This is a genomic window from Rhizobium sp. BK176 (assembly GCF_024808055.1).
In genome coordinates this window covers 102603-115910 of the sequence record NZ_JANUBV010000013.1, presented here as the reverse complement: position 1 = coordinate 115910, position 13308 = coordinate 102603, and the positions used below count along the sequence as shown (strand labels likewise).

The following is a 13308-nucleotide window of genomic DNA, read 5'->3' as shown; positions in this document are numbered from 1 at the left end:
ATTCGGTTTGCGCACTTCGAGTACTCAGACGAGATTGTAGAAGGCACGGATGTTGCCGTGTGTTGCCCGGCAGTATGGGCACTCATGCCGAGCCGCCTCAATCAAAAGTGATGCACTCTCGCGATCCAGCCCTGGCAGGTAGATGTCTAGGCGGACGCCGACGACGTATCCCTGGTCGTCCGAGGATAACTCCACATTGGCGTATATCCTGACATCTGCGTGGAGCTTGATCCGCCTAAGGTCGGCGACATGCTTCAGCGAACTTGCGAAACTCGCCGACCAGGCGATCGCGACAAGCTGCTCCGGGTTCGTACCGAGCCGATTGCCGGCAGGATTGGAAAGTCTGATATCGAGAGCACCGTCCGAGCTGCGGGCGAAGCCGTTCTCTCGGCTGCCAATCGTCTCTGTCCTGGCAGTATGCACATGTTGCATGATCGTACCCCGGGGAAGGAGGGAGGCGCGCGCCGTGCACGCGCCTGAAGTGGTCAGCCAGATTTCCGCAAGCTGCGGAACCCGGTCCGCACTTCATCGACAAAGAGCTTGGGCTGTTCCCAGGCCGCGAAATGGCCGCCCTTTGCCACCTTGTTGTAGTGGATGAGGTTGGGGTAGGCGGCCTCGGCCCACTTGCGCGGCGTCTGATAAAGCTCATCCGGGAAGACACTCACCGCGACAGGTACCTTGACGCCCTTGGGCGCAAAGAAGGCGAGCTTGTTTTCCCAGTAGAGACGAGCGGCCGACACACCTGTGTTGGTCAGCCAGAACAGCGTGACGTTGTCGAGTACGTCGTCGGGGCTCAGACCTTCTTTCTGGCCGTCAAAGGAGCGGGCGATCAGTTCAAGGCTCCGGGCATCGTGGTCGAGCATGTATGTCGCAAGGGCGATCGGAGAGTCGGCCAATCCAGTCAGCGTCTGCGGTCGCGTTCCCATCAGGAAGGCGTAGTACACGTGCTTGTAGAAGAAGACGAGCTGGTCGTACGTGCTCCGCTCTTCGTCGGACAAGCCCTCCGGAGCAGGAGCGCCGGCAAAGGATGCGCTGTTGATCTCCACGGGAATTGCTCCGGGCATGTTGGTGTGGATGCCGAGCAGTTCGGGTGGGGCTTGTACGCCGATCATGTCGGTGACCACTGCACCCCAGTCGCCGCCCTGGGCAACGAAGTTCTTGTATCCCAACCGACGCATCAGGGTAGTCCATGCGGCCGCCACGCGCTCCGGTCCCCAGCCGGTGGCGTCGGGCTTTCCGGAAAAGCCATAGCCTGGCATGGACGGGATGACGACGTGGAACGCGTCGGAGGCATCACCTCCATAGGCAGTCGGGTCGGTCAGAGGGCCAATGATCTTCAGCTGCTCGACGATCGAGCCCGGCCAACCGTGCGTCACGACCAGCGGCAGTGCGTTTTCGTGCTTCGAACGAACGTGGATGAAGTGGATATCCAGGCCATCGATCTCCGTGAGGAAGTTCGGCACGGCATTGATCCGGGCTTCGACCTTGCGCCAATCATACTGGGTCTGCCAGTGCCGCAAGACCTGCTTGATGGTCTTCAGCGGCACCCCTTGCGAGAAGTCGCTCACCGTTTCTTTCTCCGGCAAGCGGGTTCGGGCCAGCCGATAACGTAGGTCATCAAGATCAGCTTCTGGAACGTTGACCCGGAACGGGCGGATCGCTTCGGGATCGCTCGCTGCAATAGAGCGGTCGGGGAACAGGTTTGCGATGCCGAGTGCGGCGGCGCCAGTTGCGGCCGCGCCTAAAAGCCGGCGTCGGTTCACGTCGATAACTTCGGTTCTGGTGGTGGTCATGGTCTCTCTCCTCGAGAAATGGCGATTGAGAGTCTGCACCGTTGTGCTGCCCTAAAAGCTACGCCGAGGAGGTCCGACGCTCACGTTAGGCGTTGTTAATCCTTGTTTGTTGGAGCGCCGCATCAATCAACGTCTAACAACGCCTAACGTGCGATTTCGGTCGTGCGGCAGTACCTCTGTTGGCAGCACAACGGTGCAGACACTCAACCAACACAGAGGAGTTTCGCCATGACACACAAGGTTCTTTTCACCGGTAAGACCCACAACACAAACGGTCGCGATGGCGGCGCACGCAGCAGCGATGGCCATCTGGACATCAAGATGAAGCAGCCACATCCGGCAGCCGAAAACCTGTTCGGTGCCGCCTGGTCCGCCTGCTACATGGGCGCTATCGAGTATGCGGCGTCGCTGAAGCACATCAAGCTTCCGGCCGGAGTCGCGGTTGACGCCGAGATTGACCTGAATCTGGAGGAAGGTTCGTACTTCCTTAGTGCTCGCCTCAACGTAAGCGTTCCTGGCATCGACCCCGCAGTGGCAACCGAGCTGCTGGATGACGCCCACAACATCTGCCCGTACTCGAAGGCAACACACGGCAATGTCGATGTCGTGACGACCCTTATGTGAACGGAAACCCGCCTGGTCTGCCGCTTTGGTGGGCCAGGTGGGCAAACCTTTGATGTAGGAGGATTCAATGGACAAGGCATTCCGACGACCCGAAGCCAGCCGTGATTTCGCCGAACTGCTGGACACGACAAGCTACACGCCCTTACCCGATGACTGGCTGATCGGAATCACCGACGTCGTCGATTCAACCTCGGCTATTGCCCGAGGGCACTATAAGGATGTGAATTTCGCCGGTGCGTCGGCGATTGCGGCGTTGGGCAATGCTTTCGGCAACTTCGACTTTCCATTCGTGTTTCGCGGCGACGGTGCAGCATTTGCCTTCGACCCTGGTGCAAGAGGCACCGCGATCGGCGTCCTGCGCCGCGTCGCGGGCTATGCGCGCGATCAACTGCGGCTCGACCTCAGAATCGGCTTGGTGGAAGTCAAGGACATACGAGCGGCTGGAAGTGACGTGAAGGTCGCGCAATTCGCCGCATCGGAAACAGCCACATATACCATGTTTGCGGGCGGCGGGCTGAACTGGGCTGACAGGGAAATCAAGGCTGGAAATCACGCGCTCCTGCCATGCGAGGACTACACACCCCCCGATCTGAAAGGATTGACTTGCGAGTGGGCACCCATCCCAAGTCAGCGTGGAGATATCGTCTCCCTTCTTGTTGAGCCGCAGGATCATACGCGGCAGGAAGCCTTCACCGTGCTGGCAAGGCAATTGCTCACTGCGCTCGGTGCGAGGGACGGCTCATCGCGCCCCGTTCCCAACGATGTCGTGATCACGGACGACGTCGCTGACTATCTTGGCGGAAAGGGATGGGAAGACGTCGTTCTGAACTCGGACTACAGGAGGTACGACGATGTCCTTCGCCTGACCCTGGACTGTACGCCAGAGCAGATTGAGGACATTGAAGCGCTCCTGGCCTCGGCGAAAGATCGCGGTGAGGTCTATTTCGGAGTGCATCGTCAGTCTCACGCGCTGATGACCTGCCTCGTGCCGACCGGTGCTCCGGGCGCCCATTTGCACTTCCTGGACGGGATGAGCGGTGGGTACACGGCCGCTGCCGCATTGCTCGAGGCACAAAAGCATACTCATCAACCGCGCTGAAGTGAGCGTCAAAAATCGGCTTTAGACGCCGAAAATCCAAAGATTTATGACCACCAAGTTTCTCGAACATTAGAGATATTTATGACCCTTGACCGTTTCGCGCCAGCCATTTTTGTATTCCTTTGGTCGACTGGCTGGATCATCGCCAAGTACGCGGCGCTTCACTCCGAGCCCTTCACATTTCTCACGATCCGCTATGCGCTGTCGGCGGTCGCCTTCTTCACCATCTGCCTCGCCATCAGGACCAAATGGCCCAGTGGCGCATTGGCGTGGCGGGCAGTCTATTCCGGCGTTTTCCTACACGGCTGCTATCTCGGGGGCGTCTGGTGGGCGGTGGCGCACGGCGTTCCTGCCGGCATCTCTGGCATCATTGCCGCAATGCAGCCGCTCCTGACGGCCATGGCAGCCAGCTTCCTCATCGGCGAACGGTTACGGTCGTCACAAACGGCGGGTCTGGCGCTCGGCTTCATTGGTATCGCTGTGGCCATCTCGCCAAAGCTCATGCAACCCGGCGTGTCCGATCTCCTTCATGCTGGCATTCCGCTCGCCGTCAACCTGGCTGCGATGTTCTCTGTCACCTACGGGACAATCTACCAGAAGAAGCACCTTCAAAATGGTGACCTGACCGCCATCGCGACGTTGCAATATCTGGGGGCATTGGCCCTTACCGTTCCCTTTGCGCTCACCTTCGAGACGTTTCGGTTCGACGGTGCCGTAGAGACCTATCTTGCTCTTGCCTGGTCGGTGTTCGGAATATCGGTGGGCGGCATTGCCTTGCTTCTCTATTTGATCCGCCGGGGCCAGGTTTCGCGCGCTGCGTCCCTGATCTACCTCTGCCCGCCTACGGTGGCGGTCCAGGCCTTCATCGCATTTGGAGAACCTCTTACCCCTCCACTGATCGTTGGCACGGCAATAGTGGTTGCCGGGGTCTACCTTACCAATCGGAAGGCACCTCGCGCCGTGAAGGCATGACCTGTTCTGCGCGCAGCGGCTATGGGCCACTACGCGCAGAGAATTTTCAGCTAGCTTTCCGCAGGCTTCGCAATCCTGTCCGAACCTCGTCCGTGAAGAGCTTCGGCTGTCCCCAAGCCGCTAAATGTCCGCCCGAAGGCGTAGTAGACATGCTTATAGAAGAGCGCGAGCTGTTCGTAGGTTGCCTTCTCCTTGCCAGATAGATCGGTCAATTGCTCGTCCGAGCTTTGAATCGGAAAGGTCTGATGGCCCCGCTGTCCGCGGCGGACACGGCACTTTTTCGAATGCCGACGAAAGGCCACTAGCCATCCGCAACTCCAGGATCGTTGTATTGACGAAACTCGCCGCCTAGAATCCCGGCCCATGTTTCAGGGGTATGGGGCGTGATCACGGAATTCGCAGGTCATGTCAGGGAGAGAAACCGGAGCATCATGGTCGAGCGCGAAGTTGAACGCCCTGGTTCGCCGGACGGCGGAAGCTTCTGGCGGCACCACCGGGCTCGGCCGTAACCGGGATCGCGATGAACTTCGGGTTTTTCGAGCTCGGCCGATTTGCTGTGTACTATCGGCAGCAGTTGGGGAAGCCCCCTCGACTGCGTTCGCGCGAGTGAGGGGTATCGGTTCTCTCAGGAGAAAGTGTCCTCAGGTGACGGTCGACCCGCCCGCGTAAAGTAGGTGTGTCGCCCAAAAACGCCCCAGAGCTGTCGGGACATATGCGCTCTTGCAGCTCATCCAACCAAGGAGACTCCACATGAGTAATACCGAGGTTCGTAGCGAGACTTCACAGCCTACCGTGGTGCGCGGCGTCGACATGAAGCTGGAAGTGGTCGTAATCCCCGTTGCCGACGTCGATCGAGCCAAGAGCTTTTACGCCGGCCTTGGCTGGCGGCTAGACGGCGACTTCGTCGCAGGTAACGACTGGCGCGTGATCCAGTTCACGCCGCCCGGTTCGGGATGTTCGGTCATCTTCGGCAAGAATGTTACATCGGCTGCGGCCGGCTCCGCGCGGGGCCTATACCTGATAGTCTCCGACATCACCGCGGCGCGCGAGGAACTGGTGGCACGCGGTGTGCGGGTCAGCGAAGTGTTTCATGCAGGACAAGAGCAAACGGGCAGCGACGAGCCGTACCTTTTCGGGAGCCGGAGAGTACGCGGCCGTGATCCGGAGCGCCGCACCTACCGGACCTACGCTTCGTTCAGTGATCCTGACGGAAACGGTTGGTTGTTACAGGAGGTCACCAATCGCTTGCCGGGACGCATAGACAAGGGCGGGGCGACCTTCGTCTCCTCTGGCGAACTCGAGGCCGCGCTGCGACGGGCATCGGAGGCGCATGGCGAACACGAGAAACTGACCGGGCAACACGACGAAGGCTGGCCAAGCTGGTATGCGGAATACATGGTGCGGGAACAAACAGGGGAGCCTTTGCCGACCTAAGCTCGGTCGATCTTTCTCTGTCCTGACGGTCTGATGTTCGGCTGTTCCGGCTTTGCGCGGAGGCCTTGTCGCGAATCGGCCTCCGCGCCATGTTTGTGCAATGGAACAGCCGGATAGATATTTCTCAAAGCTGACGCCTTATGCGTACAGGGTTTTCCAAGGCGACTTGGTGGAGCAGGTTGGGGCGCTTTGCTACCGGAAATCTCTCCGCGGTATCGAGATCCTTCTCATCACAACCCGTGAAACAAAGCGATGGACCATCCCCAAGGGATGGCCAGTTGACGGCACAAAGCCGTACCAAGCTGCGGAGCGGGAGGCGTGGCAAGAGGCTGGCGTCAGGGGAAAGATCAGAAAAAAGACGTTTGGTCATTACAGGTATTCGAAGTATCTGAAGGGCGACGAGCCTGTCACTTCGGTCGTCGGCGTTTATCTGCTCGAGGTCAGGCGGGAGCGCTTGCAGTTTCCGGAGTGAGGCCAGCGAGAGCTGATTTGGCGGCATCCGAGAGAAGCGGCGATCCTGGTGAAAGAACCAGAACTCAAACATTTGATCTCCAAGTTGGGGCGAAAGTGGAAAGCCAGACTCGCTAGCACCTGATCAGCCGTCCTTGCCGGCCAGCGGTTCCGACCAAAGTGGCAGGACGCGCATGGCGAGCGAGAAACGCCCGATTTTGGTGTGACTTCGATGGCCTGGGCTGCGAAGTTAGGCTACATTTCCGACGCACCCTTGAACTTTGCCCTCCAATTCGGAATCGCCGGAACAGTCCTTCGGGGTCCTTCGTGGTGCATCAGCACGTTGCCTTGGCCAAAGGCAACGCTCAATTGCTCGCGCTCGGGCGAGCAATGAGCGAAGGAGGAGCGGAAAAATGTCTTTACGCAGGATTTCCACGATCGTCGCAGTATGTGTCGCCGCACAATTCGCGCATCCGCTTGTTGCCTCGGGTGGCGAACTTGAAGAAGTCGTCACCGTTTTCGAACACGAATTGCCCAATAGCCCTGGCAAAAAGCTCGTCGCTCTGGTCGTCAATTACGGACCCGGCGGCAAATCCGACGCGCATACTCATGCCAAGTCGGCGTTCATCTATGCACGCGTCCTGTCTGGCTCTATCCGCAGCAAGGTCAATGACGAAGACGAGAAGGTCTATAAGGTGGGGGAGCAGTTCTTCGAGCTACCTGGATCGAAGCACAAGGTAAGTGAGAACGCGAGCACGACTGAGCCTGCCTCGCTTCTCGCCGTTTTCATTGTTGAAGCAGGAGACGAGCCGCTGACGTCCGCCGAGAAGTGAGGTCCGGATCGCAGTAGGAAGTCGACGCTTTACGCATAGCGACCCGCAACCGGAGGACAGCCCAGATGTCAGATGGCCCGCAGCGCTTTTCGGGAGAAGTATGGCGCATTCACGAATTCGGCACGCCCGATGTGATGAAGCTGGAAGAAGTGGAGGTGTCCACGCCCGAAACGGACGAGGTGATCGTGAGGGTATATGCTGCGGGCGTCGGACCATGGGACGGATGGATTCGCTCTGGCAACAGTGCGCTTCCCCAGCCCCTCCCTCTCATTCTTGGCTCCGATATATCCGGGGCGATCGTCGCCGTCGGACGCGGCGTCGATCACTTGCAAATCGGCGATCAGGTCTACGGCGCGACGAACAAGCGGTTCTGCGGCGGGTATGCGCAATATGCGGTCGCCAAAGCCTCCATGCTTGACAAGAAGCCGGCATCGATCGCCCACGTGGCTGCAGCGTCGCTGCCAGTTATCGCTGTTACGGCGTGGCAAGCGTTGTTCGACCAAGCCGGTCTGGTGCAAGGTCAGACGGTATTGATCCATGGGGCGGGGGGAAACGTCGGAGCCTTTGCCGTCCAGTTCGCCAAACACGCTGGACTGAACTCGATCTGCACAGCTTCGTCGGAGGACATCGAGCGGGTTCGCTCATTGGGAGCAGGGCGCGTAATCGACTACACGGCAACACGCTTCGAGGAGGAGGTCCACGATGTAGATGCCGTGATGGATTTTGTGGGCGGAGAATCCCAAACGCGGTCGTTCAATGTGCTGAAACGCAGTGGAGCATTGATTTCGGCCGTGTCCATGCCGGACCAGGCTCTCGCGGAACGACATGGTGTGACAGCGAGGTTCTTTCTGGTCGATGTTTCCACCGAGAGCCTCCGGCGGATCTCTACCCTCATTGACGAAAACGCCCTCGAGGTAAACGTCGGCGTTAAAGTTCCATTCGAGCAAGCACGGGATGCCCATCTTATGCTTGAAGGCCAACTCCCTCGACCCAAAGGCAAGATCGTGCTCGTAGTCGATCCAACGTGAGCGCGAGGAGTGCCCCGAGCCAATGGAGGCCATCCGCCATGCATGTGGGCAGTGTGTCGAGAGACGACGTAGGCGATCTTGGCGCATTCGGCCAGAGCGAGAAATCGTGCGGGCCTGCGTTGTGACACCAGTTCGGTCGCAGCGATGAAGGTGCAGATCGATCCGTGGTTCATCGCGAACCCGAGGAGGAAGCCCAGCGCTCCAATCAATCCGAAAATCGCCCACGTCTCAAAGAGCGCGCCAATGCCGTGGGACAATTCGTTCACGGTACCAATCCTCCATACCATCAGTGAAGAAGATCGCGGTGGCACAATGGCGCGCATTTCAAGTTTATTGAATGGCGACGCCCCGAAGAGGGCGCTCGCTTTAAAGGCTGGTATTCAAAGCTCGTTGGCCCTCAGGTTCGCGTGAACCGGATTGCGATAAGGGAATCCATCGCAATCCAGAGCGACAGTGCTAGAAGACCGACGTCCTTGAGAAGGAACTGGCCTGGCGCGACCGAGATCGCGGGGAACCCGAGTTCCGGGACGACCACGCCTGGGGTTGTAATCATGAAACTGATCGTGGTGACGAACAGGCCAGATGACAGCACGCCTCCAACCAGCGAGTAAACCGGGCTGACAAGCCTCGCGGCTATAAGTGCTCCAATGCTGATTTCGAGTATGCCGAGGAAGCTCGAAAAACCTCGCACACTCAGGATTGAGTACATCCAGCTTACCAGCGGGTTGTTGCTGACCAGATCCACAAGGCCTTGCGCCTCGTAGGCGGTGAATTTCATGCCGCCGAACCAAGCGTATATGACAGTGATCGCTACATAAAGGCCAGCTGTCGTTGCCGTACGCGCGTAAGTCTCTGCTAAATGCTGGATGCTTTCGATGCGCTTCGATTTCGGCTGAATGCCGATGTGTTGAATAATTTCGGTCATTTTCTTCTCCCATTGGCTGATGATAGCGCCGAGCTTTCGTCTCGCTCGAGTTTAACGATACCGATTTGTATCGTTCGGAGACAAATACTACCGATCTGTTTCGGTAGCGAATCACGAATCCGCGACTAGGCCGGCGCCTGGAACGCCGCAACGGTATTGCGTCGGCTTCCACGAACGACTATTTAACGATACAGATCAGTTGTGAAAGGTAGGGCAATGCGGCGGTCGGAGATCAAGAACCATTTGCTGGAGACCGCTCTGCGGCTTTTCAATGAGTATGGATACCACGCGACTGGCATCGACTTGATTGTCTCGGAAAGCGGCGTCGCTAAAACCACCCTTTACCGGCACTTCGAAACAAAGGAGGAGCTGATCGTCGCGGCACTGGAGCGGCGCGACGAAGCAGATCGTCGTGAGATGCGCGAGTTCGTGGAAACGTGCGCAAAGGATCCCGTCGAGCGAATTCTGTCGACGTTCGACTTTCTGGAACAATGGTTCAAGGACAAAGAGTTTAGAGGTTGCGGCTTTATGGCTGCTGCGGGAGAACACAAGGACATCGCCGATCCCGTGTTTCGAGCTGCGGAGATGCACAAGCGTCTGTCACTCGCATACTTCGAGGAGCTCGCTCACGCGGCGCGATTCCGTGACCCTCGGCGTGTGGCGGACGAAATCAACCTTCTCCAGGAAGGAGCAACGGCCGTAGCCCAAATTACTCGCTCGGTGGAGCCTGCCCGCCAGGCGAAGCGGATGGCAACGGCGCTTACCGCGACGATAGAGCGCTGTTAGCCAGTACTCAGGAGCCGCGGCACATCGAGAGCGGGTGGTCGGTGATGGGGCGGCGTGAGCCCGATGTAGTCGGGTTAGCTTGTTCTAGCTGCATTTTCGAAATGAGCCGACCACTGTTCCGTTCGCGCTTCGTCGCGGGCTTTGTAGGCCTGGATTGCCCGTTCGAGGCCAAGGAAATCAGATGTTTCCGTGTTGGTGCCGATCTCAGCCAGCCGCATTGTGTACCATGCTGTAACCCCACCCTCCGGGGCATCCGAAAACTTTGGAAAGGCTGGCTCCGATTTCTTTTGTTCTTTCCAGAGATTGGGCAGCGAAGGTTCGAGGACGAGAGCACGCGCGAGACCGACCATATCAACTGCACCGCTCGCCACGGCGTCTTCGGCCTGCGCGCGCGTCTTGAAGCCTCCTGTCAGCATAAGAGGCTTCGTCATCATAGCGCGCGCACGTTTTGCGAATTCGAGGAAATAGGGTCCACGTCCGGACCTGTCGGAAGCGGACTTGGCTCCAGGAAAGTAGGTCCCACCGCTGATGTCGATCAGGTCGATCGAGGTTCGGTCCAACGCCGCCACGACCTTGAGCGCGTCTTCCTCGTCGAATCCTCCCTCCAGTTCGTCAGAAGAATTGAGCTTAACGGCAATCGGGAAGCTCGGTCCGACAGCGGCGCGGGTTGCATCGATGGCTTCCAGCAAGAGCCGCATACGGCTGGCGATCGCGCCCCCGTACCCGTCCGTCCGCTTGTTAAACAGAGGCGAAAGAAACTGACTGAGCAAAAACCCATGTGCCGCGTGAATCTGCACACCTCCAAAACCAGCCTCCTGCGCCAACCGGGCTGTGGCCGCAAATTGTGATGGCAGTTGACCTATTTCCTCGGATGTTATTTCCACGCAGCGCAGTCCCGGCAGGTCGAAAGCAGTCGGCCCCTTTGGTTTGCTGGTCGGTGCGTAGGCAAGCGCTCCTGCGTGGCCGAGCTGTAGCCATAAGCTTGTGCCGTTTTCGCTGCCATGAAGGGCAAGTTTCCGGAACCGTTCAAGGTCCGACGCTTCGTTAAGTACCAGGTTGCCAGGGTTCTCGGCGTAGCCGGAGGTGAGCTGCACTTCGCCGATTATCGAGACGGCCAACCCACCTTCGGCCCAGCGTTGATATAGCCGCGTCTGCGCAGCGGTCGGATGGCCAGTTCCGTCCCCTAGGGAGTCCGACATCGCGGATTTCGCAATTCGATTGTTCAGTGTCAAACCGCAAGGCAGCGGAAGCGGCTCGAACAGAGGTCCATTCGTTTGCGATAGAGGATCCACGACAAATTACTCCGGCGTTTATTAGTTATCGACGAAAACGAGTTGCACAACAACTTCGGTGCTGCGCTTTTGCTGGGAGGCGTAACCCCTACGCCTCCCGTCGTGCCAGCAATCAGAGCTCGTCCGGTCCTGCGCGGTAGACGAGAAACTTATTGCCCTCAGGATCACGGAAATAGGCACAGTAAGGGTCGGCGCCATTCTCGCCTCGCGGACCGGGAGCACCTTCGTCTTGGCCACCGAGTGCCAAGGCTGCCGCGTGGACTTCCTCAACCTGGGCGCGGGAACGGGCCTCGAAAGCCACCATGCCACCGTTGCCGACAGTCGCTGGTTGTCCGTCAAACGGCTTGATGACGCCGAACTCAAGGGTCCTGTGGCCGTAATAGACGGCACGACCAGGCTGGACCAGAACGCGCCCGATGCCGAACACGGAAAGCAGTTTGTCGTAGAATGAAGAAGCGGTTTCCAGATCGTTTGTGCCAACGGTCGAATGGCTTGGCAAGCCGTGCACTCTGTCCGTTTCGACGGCCGTTTTACTCTTTGCAGTGTCGTTCATTTCAGTTCTTCCTTTCACTCTTGGTCGAATGGCTGCATCTTTTGCGGCCGATGGCTCCAAGGCATCGACGGTCCTCCGAACCGGAAGAGACCAGGTCATTTTTGTCTGCCTTGGAGGGTCCAGCATCCATGCTCAGGTTGAAGATATGTTGCGTATACACTACATAAGTTACCTCTCGAGTTTGTGGAGGTTGAACGATGGATGATCGAATTGATCCCGAGTCGTATATCGTTGGCGAAGTCGTATCCGGATGCCTGATGACCAGGGCCAGGCGCATCTCCAGGGTGGTAACAAACATCTATGACCAGGAACTGCGGAACCATGGCCTGACCGCATCCCAGTTCTCCATGCTCATCATGATTGCAAAACTGGGAGGTGCCAGCCGCTCGGAAATCGGCCGTGCAAATTTCCAAGACCGGACGACGTTGACGCGCAGCCTCGCACCGCTCCTCAAGGAAGGCTGGATCGAGGAGCTTCCGACTAAGGGCGGCCGCAGCCGTCCGGTCGTCATTTCCTCTGCCGGGAAGAAGCTTCTCAGCGAGGCGGCTCCCGCTTGGCGCGAGGCGCAGCGCAAAGCAACCGCTCTTGTTGGCAACAATGGTGCAGAAGCAATCATTGACATAGCCGAAAACCTTCCAAGGGAGGACGAACCGACATAAGGCCGCTTGTGGCTGCGCTCTAATTCGCGGCGTGGATTTCCGCCACGACCATGCGGCGAAGCGTGATATCGGGGGTTAGGTCAATGTAACCGATCTCGGTGGGGTTGTCCGCGGAAGCAGCGCCGGCTCCGACGGTAGCGGTGAGCGCGACCGAGAAAAAGAGTGGTATAGAGCGTTTCAGCATCTCAAGGCTCCTTATGGTATGGGGTGGACGCCAGGCCAATTTCGATGCGTCCGTTATGATGCATATGCAACATAATATCAACATCGCAGGAACCTCCGCAGCGGACGATTTTGTATTGGATTGTATCCAAACGTGCGCCGGACGACGCTTCGTTACATTTCAGTCGCCTCGAAAAACAAACCGGATACCGAATGGCCTGATTTTGGGTTGCAAGCACGGTGCAGTCGCACGAGCTCATTATCAACCAAGGAGCAATCCAATGAACGCACGACGTATCGTTTCCGCGGCTCTGGTTATCGCCGCTTTCGCCTTCCAGATTGCAAGAGCCGATCAGCCTGAAATTCGACGGACGGACTTGGTAAAGGAGGACATCAGCATTTCCGGCAAGGAAGCCGTGCAGGTGCGGGTCGACTTTGATCCAGGCGCATTCGCGGTAAACCACCGGCACCCTGGCGAGGAGGTGGCCTACGTTCTTCAGGGAACACTCGAGTACAAGCTTGAGGGAAGGGAAGCCGTTACACTGAAGGCGGGGCAATCCCTGTTCATCCCGGATGGTGTTGCCCATTCCGCTCGAAACGTGGGGGATGGCAAGGCGTCGGAGCTGGCGACTTACATCGTCAGCCGGAATGCTAAGCTCGTTGAACCTGTGAAGTAATTCACCAGAAGGGAGGAAATG

17 protein-coding genes are annotated in these 13308 nt (G+C 58.3%); 10 read left to right on the top strand and 7 right to left on the bottom strand.

Annotation, left to right across the window (positions count from 1 at the left end):
• Positions 1-24 precede the first annotated feature (24 nt).
• Both FHT76_RS29090 and FHT76_RS29085 read right to left on the bottom strand, forming a co-directional pair.
• A complete protein-coding gene (locus FHT76_RS29090) occupies positions 25-432 on the bottom strand; it encodes an Ohr family peroxiredoxin (protein ID WP_183862936.1) in 408 nt (135 codons plus the stop codon).
• 53 nt (positions 433-485) lie between these two features.
• Positions 486-1793 carry an epoxide hydrolase family protein gene (locus FHT76_RS29085; protein WP_183862934.1) on the bottom strand — a complete coding sequence of 436 codons (1308 nt, stop codon included), beginning with the start codon at positions 1791-1793 and terminating at the stop codon, positions 486-488.
• A gap of 228 nt (positions 1794-2021) precedes the next feature.
• Here FHT76_RS29085 and FHT76_RS29080 point away from each other — a divergent pair, with 228 nt between their 5' ends.
• The 3 genes from FHT76_RS29080 (at position 2022) to FHT76_RS29070 (ending at position 4488) form a co-directional block, all read left to right on the top strand.
• Positions 2022-2417 (top strand): Ohr family peroxiredoxin, encoded by a 396-nt coding sequence (locus FHT76_RS29080; protein ID WP_183862932.1) that lies wholly within the window; start codon positions 2022-2024, stop codon positions 2415-2417.
• Between the two features lie 67 nt (positions 2418-2484).
• Positions 2485-3516 carry a DUF3095 family protein gene (locus FHT76_RS29075; protein ID WP_183862930.1) on the top strand — a complete coding sequence of 344 codons (1032 nt, stop codon included), beginning with the start codon at positions 2485-2487 and terminating at the stop codon, positions 3514-3516.
• 81 nt (positions 3517-3597) lie between these two features.
• The gene (locus tag FHT76_RS29070) at positions 3598-4488 is read left to right on the top strand and encodes a DMT family transporter (RefSeq protein WP_259128062.1); all 891 of its coding nucleotides are present in this window, start codon (positions 3598-3600) and stop codon (positions 4486-4488) included.
• Between the two features lie 50 nt (positions 4489-4538).
• Here the strand turns inward: FHT76_RS29070 and FHT76_RS29065 are convergent, their stop codons facing one another.
• Positions 4539-4700, bottom strand: a complete 162-nt coding sequence (locus tag FHT76_RS29065; protein WP_183862926.1) for a hypothetical protein — start codon at positions 4698-4700, stop codon at positions 4539-4541.
• A 538-nt stretch (positions 4701-5238) separates the two neighbouring features.
• On the opposite strand from FHT76_RS29065, the gene FHT76_RS29060 reads away from it, so the two are divergent.
• From FHT76_RS29060 to FHT76_RS29045, 4 genes are all read left to right on the top strand, one after another.
• A complete protein-coding gene (locus FHT76_RS29060; protein ID WP_183862924.1) occupies positions 5239-5922 on the top strand; it encodes a VOC family protein in 684 nt (227 codons plus the stop codon).
• Positions 5923-6022: 100 nt separating this feature from the next.
• A complete protein-coding gene (locus tag FHT76_RS29055) occupies positions 6023-6394 on the top strand; it encodes an NUDIX hydrolase (RefSeq protein WP_246712625.1) in 372 nt (123 codons plus the stop codon).
• Between the two features lie 391 nt (positions 6395-6785).
• The gene (locus FHT76_RS29050; protein ID WP_183756260.1) at positions 6786-7205 is read left to right on the top strand and encodes a cupin domain-containing protein; all 420 of its coding nucleotides are present in this window, start codon (positions 6786-6788) and stop codon (positions 7203-7205) included.
• A gap of 65 nt (positions 7206-7270) precedes the next feature.
• Positions 7271-8233, top strand: a complete 963-nt coding sequence (locus tag FHT76_RS29045; protein ID WP_183862922.1) for an NADP-dependent oxidoreductase — start codon at positions 7271-7273, stop codon at positions 8231-8233.
• 397 nt (positions 8234-8630) lie between these two features.
• Here FHT76_RS29045 and FHT76_RS29040 read toward each other — a convergent pair whose 3' ends face one another.
• A complete protein-coding gene (locus tag FHT76_RS29040) occupies positions 8631-9158 on the bottom strand; it encodes a YkgB family protein (protein WP_259128091.1) in 528 nt (175 codons plus the stop codon).
• A 216-nt stretch (positions 9159-9374) separates the two neighbouring features.
• Here FHT76_RS29040 and FHT76_RS29035 point away from each other — a divergent pair, with 216 nt between their 5' ends.
• On the top strand, positions 9375-9944 hold the full coding sequence (locus FHT76_RS29035) for a TetR/AcrR family transcriptional regulator (RefSeq protein WP_183862918.1): 570 nt from the start codon (positions 9375-9377) through the stop codon (positions 9942-9944).
• A gap of 74 nt (positions 9945-10018) precedes the next feature.
• Here FHT76_RS29035 and FHT76_RS29030 read toward each other — a convergent pair whose 3' ends face one another.
• Both FHT76_RS29030 and FHT76_RS29025 read right to left on the bottom strand, forming a co-directional pair.
• Positions 10019-11236: an NADH:flavin oxidoreductase/NADH oxidase family protein gene (locus FHT76_RS29030; protein ID WP_183862916.1), complete on the bottom strand. Its 1218-nt coding sequence runs from the start codon at positions 11234-11236 to the stop codon at positions 10019-10021.
• A gap of 112 nt (positions 11237-11348) precedes the next feature.
• Entirely contained in the window at positions 11349-11789 is a 441-nt protein-coding gene (locus tag FHT76_RS29025; RefSeq protein ID WP_259128095.1) for a VOC family protein, read from the bottom strand.
• A gap of 197 nt (positions 11790-11986) precedes the next feature.
• On the opposite strand from FHT76_RS29025, the gene FHT76_RS29020 reads away from it, so the two are divergent.
• Positions 11987-12448, top strand: a complete 462-nt coding sequence (locus FHT76_RS29020; RefSeq protein WP_183862914.1) for a MarR family winged helix-turn-helix transcriptional regulator — start codon at positions 11987-11989, stop codon at positions 12446-12448.
• 19 nt (positions 12449-12467) lie between these two features.
• Here FHT76_RS29020 and FHT76_RS29015 read toward each other — a convergent pair whose 3' ends face one another.
• On the bottom strand, positions 12468-12632 hold the full coding sequence (locus FHT76_RS29015) for a hypothetical protein (RefSeq protein WP_183862912.1): 165 nt from the start codon (positions 12630-12632) through the stop codon (positions 12468-12470).
• A 259-nt stretch (positions 12633-12891) separates the two neighbouring features.
• On the opposite strand from FHT76_RS29015, the gene FHT76_RS29010 reads away from it, so the two are divergent.
• A complete protein-coding gene (locus tag FHT76_RS29010; protein WP_183862910.1) occupies positions 12892-13287 on the top strand; it encodes a cupin domain-containing protein in 396 nt (131 codons plus the stop codon).
• Positions 13288-13308 lie beyond the last annotated feature (21 nt).

Excerpts from the sequence above, each read along its gene's own strand:
- FHT76_RS29025 (WP_259128095.1), bottom strand. The coding sequence starts at position 11,789 with ATGAACGACACTGCAAAGAGTAAAACGGCCGTCGAAACGGACAGAGTG.
- FHT76_RS29045 (WP_183862922.1), top strand. The coding sequence starts at position 7,271 with ATGTCAGATGGCCCGCAGCGCTTTTCGGGAGAAGTATGGCGCATTCAC.
- FHT76_RS29010 (WP_183862910.1), top strand. The coding sequence starts at position 12,892 with ATGAACGCACGACGTATCGTTTCCGCGGCTCTGGTTATCGCCGCTTTC.
- FHT76_RS29085 (WP_183862934.1), bottom strand. The coding sequence starts at position 1,793 with ATGACCACCACCAGAACCGAAGTTATCGACGTGAACCGACGCCGGCTT.
- FHT76_RS29055 (WP_246712625.1), top strand. The coding sequence starts at position 6,023 with ATGGAACAGCCGGATAGATATTTCTCAAAGCTGACGCCTTATGCGTAC.
- FHT76_RS29075 (WP_183862930.1), top strand. The coding sequence starts at position 2,485 with ATGGACAAGGCATTCCGACGACCCGAAGCCAGCCGTGATTTCGCCGAA.
- FHT76_RS29080 (WP_183862932.1), top strand. The coding sequence starts at position 2,022 with ATGACACACAAGGTTCTTTTCACCGGTAAGACCCACAACACAAACGGT.
- FHT76_RS29040 (WP_259128091.1), bottom strand. The coding sequence starts at position 9,158 with ATGACCGAAATTATTCAACACATCGGCATTCAGCCGAAATCGAAGCGC.
- FHT76_RS29090 (WP_183862936.1), bottom strand. The coding sequence starts at position 432 with ATGCAACATGTGCATACTGCCAGGACAGAGACGATTGGCAGCCGAGAG.
- FHT76_RS29035 (WP_183862918.1), top strand. The coding sequence starts at position 9,375 with ATGCGGCGGTCGGAGATCAAGAACCATTTGCTGGAGACCGCTCTGCGG.
- FHT76_RS29070 (WP_259128062.1), top strand. The coding sequence starts at position 3,598 with ATGACCCTTGACCGTTTCGCGCCAGCCATTTTTGTATTCCTTTGGTCG.
- FHT76_RS29020 (WP_183862914.1), top strand. The coding sequence starts at position 11,987 with ATGGATGATCGAATTGATCCCGAGTCGTATATCGTTGGCGAAGTCGTA.
- FHT76_RS29015 (WP_183862912.1), bottom strand. The coding sequence starts at position 12,632 with ATGCTGAAACGCTCTATACCACTCTTTTTCTCGGTCGCGCTCACCGCT.
- FHT76_RS29060 (WP_183862924.1), top strand. The coding sequence starts at position 5,239 with ATGAGTAATACCGAGGTTCGTAGCGAGACTTCACAGCCTACCGTGGTG.
- FHT76_RS29050 (WP_183756260.1), top strand. The coding sequence starts at position 6,786 with ATGTCTTTACGCAGGATTTCCACGATCGTCGCAGTATGTGTCGCCGCA.